This window comes from uncultured Bacteroides sp., assembly GCF_937912035.1.
Taxonomy (GTDB): domain Bacteria; phylum Bacteroidota; class Bacteroidia; order Bacteroidales; family Bacteroidaceae; genus Phocaeicola.
Genome location: NZ_CALDPF010000042.1, coordinates 23,600 through 29,609 on the forward strand (window position 1 = coordinate 23,600; position 6,010 = coordinate 29,609).

Sequence of the window (6,010 nt, forward strand, 5' to 3'; positions counted from 1 at the left end):
TCACACTACTTTTTTACTTATGGCATTTACCAACAACGTAATGATTGTGAGACACAAACTGCTTGAAAATCTGGTAGCTTTGTGGAAGGAGAAACAGTTAATAGAGAAAATCGACCGTATTCCATTGGAATTTAGCCCAAGACGTTCTCAACCTGTAGGACGTTGCTGTATCCACAAAGAACGTGCGGTGACAAAATACAAGTCACTTCCTCTATTAGGTTGGGATATGTCTGACGAGACTGACGAGCTAACACCACTGTCTGAATACGCTCGTAAAGCTCTTGAAAGACACGGAAAAATCAAGGAAAACATTCTTTGTGTGATTGATGAAGCTTGTTCATCATGCGTTCAGGTAAATTATGAAGTAAGTAACCTGTGTAGAGGTTGTGTGGCAAGAAGTTGCTACATGAACTGTCCTAAAGGTGCCGTACATTTCGACAAGAAAACAGGTCAGGCACGTATTGACCACGACACTTGTATCAGCTGTGGTATCTGTCACAAGAGCTGTCCTTATCATGCTATCGTTTACATACCTGTACCATGCGAAGAAGCATGTCCTGTGAAAGCAATCAGCAAAGACGAACACAACATAGAGCATATTGACGAAAGCAAGTGTATCTATTGCGGAAAATGTCTTAACGCATGTCCTTTCGGTGCAATATTCGAAATCTCACAGGTATTCGACGTACTTGAAGAAATACGTGCCGGAAAACAAGTGATCGCCATCCCTGCACCATCTATACTTGGACAGTTCGATGCAAAAATAGACGAAGTATATGGAGCTTTAAAACAGATTGGTTTCACAGATATTATAGAAGTTGCCGAAGGAGCAATGCAGACTACAAGTAACGAGGCTCACGAGCTTCTTGAAAAGATTGCTGAAGGCCAGAAGTTCATGACTACTTCATGCTGTCCGTCATATATAGAACTTGTAAACAAGCACATACCAGCTATGAAACCATACGTTTCTACTACAGGTTCTCCTATGTACTACGCATCGCGTATCGCAAAGAAGAAATATCCTGATGCAAAAGTGGTATTCATAGGCCCATGTATCGCCAAGAGAAAAGAGGCACAGCGCGATGAATGCGTAGATTATGTGATGACTTTCGAGGAAATAAGCTCAGTTATCAAAGGTATGGGAATCGACCTGAAGGAGGTTTCTCCATATCAGGTAGCAAAAGAATCTGTATGCGAGGCTCACGGATTTGCACAGGCCGGCGGTGTTGCAGGAGCAGTAAAAGCTTATTTGGGAGAAAAGGCCAACGGCATTAAGATAATGCAGATTTCAGATTTCAACAAGAAGAATATCGGTGTTCTCAGAGCATACGCTAAGACTGGTAAAGTTGACGCACAGTTCATTGAAATGATGGCTTGTCCTGAAGGCTGTATCACAGGTCCAAGTTCTCATAACGACCCTCTTTCAGGAAAAAGACAGCTTAATCAGGATTTGCTGAAACGTCCTCTGAAATACGAGAACTACAAGGAAGAAGAATAAATAAAGATTTTTCATATCACATATATATGAGAAAACTTATAGAGCGACTTCATCGGGAGAAAACACTTTCTTCCGATGAATTTCGTATATTATTGGATGAGTGTGATGACTACAGTCTTGAACTGATAAACAGCATTGCACGCTCCGAAACACAAAAAGTGTTCGGTAACAGGATTTTCGTGCGCGGACTTATAGAGGTGGGAAACTGCTGCCATAACGACTGTCTGTACTGCGGAATACGCCGTAGCAACAGGAATGTGGAAAGATACCGACTAGACAAGGAAACTATAATGCAATGCTGTGATGAAGGTTACAGGCTGGGATTCCGTACTTTTGTACTCCAGGGGGGTGAAGACAACTATATGACCAACGAAAGAATATCAGACATAGTGTCGTCCATACGTCGGGAATATCCGGACGCTGCCATAACCCTTTCTTTGGGAGAAAAATCATACGAAGCATACAAGATGTTCTATGAAGCCGGAGCCAACAGATATCTGCTCCGTCATGAGACTCACAATCCGCATCATTATTCATTACTGCATCCAGAAACGATGTCACTGCAAAACAGGTTGCAATGCCTTAAGAATCTGAAGGAGATAGGCTATCAGACAGGTACAGGCATTATGGTTGGCAGTCCGGGACAGACCACAGACAATATCATCGAAGATATTCTGTTCATCGGCGAATTCAAGCCACAAATGATAGGAATAGGTCCTTTCATACCGCACCGTGACACTCCATTTGCTGATAAAAGTGCTGGCAGCATGCGCACTACCCTACTCCTGTTGTCAATATTCAGACTTATGCACCCTCACGCACTCATACCGTCAACCACGGCATTGGCTTCACTCGCCCCCGACGGACGTGAAAGAGGAATACTGGCAGGTGCAAATGTAGTGATGCCAAATCTCTCTCCTCCACAGGAAAGAAGCAAGTATTCGCTGTACAACAATAAGGCATCAATGGGTGCCGAAGCAGCAGAAGGTCTGGCTTTTCTTGAACAAAAGCTTAGTGCCATTGGTTATACTATTGACTACGGTCGAGGAGATTATGTTGAATAAATAATATATACCTACAAATATGTACAGAGCCGATTCAAAAAAGGCTGAAGAATTTATCAGCCATGATGAAATTCTTGACACATTGAAATATGCGGAAGAGAACGCTGGAAACAGAGAACTCATATCATCTATTATAGAAAAAGCAAGAGCATGCAAAGGTATCAGTCACCGGGAGGCCGCACTGCTGCTTGAATGTAACGACCCGGAACTGCTGGAAGAGATATTCAGTCTGGCAAAGGAAATCAAACAGAAATTCTACGGCAACAGAATAGTGATGTTCGCCCCGCTGTATCTTTCAAACTATTGCGTAAACAGCTGTGTGTATTGCCCTTACCATATCAAAAACAAGACTATAGCCCGCAAAAAGCTCAGTCAGGAAGATATAGAACGCGAAGTCATAGCACTTCAGGACATGGGACACAAGCGTCTGGCACTTGAAGCCGGCGAAGACCCATTGCACAACCCGATAGAATATATCCTTGAATCTATCAAGACAATATACGGAATAAAGCATAAGAACGGAGCCATACGCCGTGTAAACGTAAATATTGCTGCCACAACTGTAGAGAACTACAGAAAGCTTCACGAAGCAGGTATAGGTACATACATACTTTTCCAGGAAACATATCATAAGGAGAATTATGAGAAACTTCATCCGCGTGGCCCTAAGAGCAATTACGCTTATCACACCGAAGCAATGGACAGAGCTATGGAAGGCGGAATAGACGATGTAGGACTTGGTGTTCTGTTCGGTCTGAATACATATAAGTACGATTTCACCGGACTGCTGATGCACGCGGAACATCTGGAAGCCACTTACGGAGTTGGTCCTCACACTATTAGCGTACCGCGAATATGTTCTGCCGACGATATAAATGCCGCAGACTTCGAAAATGCTATCTCCGACGAGATATTCCAGAAGATTGTAGCCATAATCCGTATAGCTGTGCCATACACTGGAATGATTATCTCTACACGTGAATCGCAGAAATCTCGCGAGAAGGTTCTAGAACTCGGTATCTCACAAATTAGCGGTGGCTCGCGTACAAGCGTAGGCGGATATGCCGTAGAAGAGACACCAGAAGAGAACTCCTCACAGTTCGATATCAGCGACAACCGTACACTGGACGAAATAGTGTCATGGTTGCTGAAACTCGGCTATATTCCAAGTTTCTGCACTGCTTGCTACCGCGAAGGACGTACAGGCGACCGCTTCATGTCGTTGGTAAAAACTGGACAGATAGCCAACTGCTGTTCACCTAACGCACTTATGACCCTGCAGGAATATTTGGAAGACTATGCCTCACCTGAGACAAAAGCCCTCGGCACGAAGATGATACGTGAGCAGATGGAAAGAATTCCAAATCCTGCAATAAAGAGACGTGCAATAGAAAATCTGAAATACATTGGCGAAGGAAAACGCGACTTCAGATTCTGATAATATAACTCAAGTTTAAATAACCATAATAATATGTCATTGCAAGATACTCCAAGATCAAACCGCACACATATAGCACTTTTCGGGAAAAGAAACAGTGGTAAATCGTCATTGATAAATGCCATCACAGGACAGGAAGTTTCAGTAGTTTCGGAAGTAGCCGGAACTACCACCGACCCTGTATATAAATCGATGGAAATACACGGCATAGGTCCGTGTGTATTTATAGACACAGCCGGATTTGATGATGAGGGAGAACTTGGAAATCTGAGAGTAAAGCAGACATTAAAGGCTACGGAACGCACTGACATAGCTATTATGGTCTGCACAGACGATAATATCGAAGAAGAACTGAGATGGCAGAAAGTGCTCACCGCAAAAAACACACCTGTGATATGGGTACTCAACAAGGCAGACATTCTTGATAACAAGACAGAAACAGCTCTTGCTATAGAGAAGAAATGCGGTAGCGAACCTGTCATAGCAAGCACTCTGACAAAGGAAGGAATTGAAGAAATAAGAAAAGCGCTAATAGAAAACCAGCCGGACAACTCTTCCGAAAATAGCATAGTAGGAAATCTTGCCGGCGAAAACGATACCGTACTGTTGGTCATGCCACAGGACATTCAGGCTCCGAAAGGCAGACTAATCTTGCCTCAGGTTCAAACCCTGCGTGAACTTCTTGACAAAAAATGTCTTGTAATGAGCTGCACTACAGACAAGCTGGAAGCAATGCTCAAAGCAATGGCAAATCCTCCGAAACTAATCATTACAGACTCACAGGTATTCAAGACTGTTTTCGAACTGAAGCCAAAGGAAAGCATACTGACATCATTTTCTGTACTCTTTGCCAAGCACAAGGGCGATATAGAATACTTTGTGGAAGGTGCACGCACGATAGGCAAACTGAATAACAATTCCAAAGTCCTTATAGCAGAAGCATGCACTCATGCCCCACTCACCGAGGATATTGGCCGTGAGAAAATCCCAGCCATGCTCCGGAAAAGGTTTGGCAATGACATACAGATAGATATGGTATCAGGACACGACTTTCCAGAAAATCTTGAAGGCTACGACCTTGTTATCCATTGCGGTGCATGCATGTTCAACAGGAAGTTCATGATGAACCGTGTGGCAAAAGCTAAGGAACAGAACATCCCTATGACCAATTATGGAGTGACTATAGCTTATATTCAGGGGATACTTGATTATATTGAGTATTAAAATTGGGAAAAGACCTATTAATTAATGACATGAAAGTCTGATTTTTTATTTACCTTTACGTAAAGTACAAAAAAGAATCAGGTTATGAAATTTCCAATTGGTATCCAAAGTTTTGAGCAAATTATAGAAGATGGGTATATCTACATAGATAAAACTGATTTAATCTATGACCTTACTCACAACGGTAAGATTTATTTTCTCAGTCGACCAAGACGGTTCGGAAAGAGCCTACTTGTTTCTACTCTGGAAAATTATTATTTAGGGCGTAAGGAACTGTTTCGTGGTCTTGCCATAGAAAAGATAGAGACAGAATGGAACGAGTATCCCGTTTTCCATGTGGATTTCAATGCTACTAATTTTACCAATCCTGGAAAACTGGAGAAGAAACTTAACTTTTATCTGGCGGAATTGGGAACAGAAGTACAATCTGCCTGTACGTGAAAATGAATTGGGTCTTGGCGACCGCTTTATAAAGGTTCTCGAAGCCGCTCATCTTCATACAGGCCGACGCGCTGTGGTACTTGTAGATGAATACGACAAACCTATCCTTGATGTACTGGATGTGGATACCAATCTGGAGAACAGACATCGCAATATTCTGAAAGCTTTATATTCCGTGTTTAAGGGAGCGGACAAGCATTTGCAATTTGTTTTGCTGACAGGGGTAACCAAGTTCTCGCAGGTAAGTGTGTTCAGCGGATTCAACCAGCCGAAAGATATAAGTATGGATATACGTTATGAGGCTCTTTGCGGTATTACTCAGGAGGAAATTGTAAAATATTTTAC

The 6,010-nt window shown here is 42.6% G+C and carries 4 protein-coding genes and 1 pseudogene; all 5 read left to right on the forward strand.

Annotated elements, in window-relative coordinates:
- Positions 1-19 precede the first annotated feature (19 nt).
- Entirely contained in the window at positions 20-1,498 is a 1,479-nt protein-coding gene (locus tag Q0486_RS12385; RefSeq protein WP_299233785.1) for a 4Fe-4S dicluster domain-containing protein, read from the forward strand.
- Between the two features lie 26 nt (positions 1,499-1,524).
- Complete coding sequence (gene hydE / locus Q0486_RS12390) at positions 1,525-2,562, forward strand: [FeFe] hydrogenase H-cluster radical SAM maturase HydE (protein ID WP_299233787.1); 1,038 nt, start codon at positions 1,525-1,527, stop codon at positions 2,560-2,562.
- A gap of 19 nt (positions 2,563-2,581) precedes the next feature.
- The gene (gene hydG, locus Q0486_RS12395) at positions 2,582-4,000 is read left to right on the forward strand and encodes a [FeFe] hydrogenase H-cluster radical SAM maturase HydG (RefSeq protein ID WP_258322578.1); all 1,419 of its coding nucleotides are present in this window, start codon (positions 2,582-2,584) and stop codon (positions 3,998-4,000) included.
- 33 nt (positions 4,001-4,033) lie between these two features.
- The gene (gene hydF / locus Q0486_RS12400; protein ID WP_299233793.1) at positions 4,034-5,224 is read left to right on the forward strand and encodes a [FeFe] hydrogenase H-cluster maturation GTPase HydF; all 1,191 of its coding nucleotides are present in this window, start codon (positions 4,034-4,036) and stop codon (positions 5,222-5,224) included.
- Between the two features lie 84 nt (positions 5,225-5,308).
- Positions 5,309-6,010, forward strand: a pseudogene (locus Q0486_RS12405) (AAA family ATPase); the annotation flags it as partial.

Bases quoted from the DNA above. Each gene is read 5' to 3' on its own strand.
- Q0486_RS12385 (WP_299233785.1), top strand. From the start codon at position 20: ATGGCATTTACCAACAACGTAATGATTGTGAGACACAAACTGCTTGAA.
- hydE (WP_299233787.1), top strand. From the start codon at position 1,525: ATGAGAAAACTTATAGAGCGACTTCATCGGGAGAAAACACTTTCTTCC.
- hydG (WP_258322578.1), top strand. From the start codon at position 2,582: ATGTACAGAGCCGATTCAAAAAAGGCTGAAGAATTTATCAGCCATGAT.
- hydF (WP_299233793.1), top strand. From the start codon at position 4,034: ATGTCATTGCAAGATACTCCAAGATCAAACCGCACACATATAGCACTT.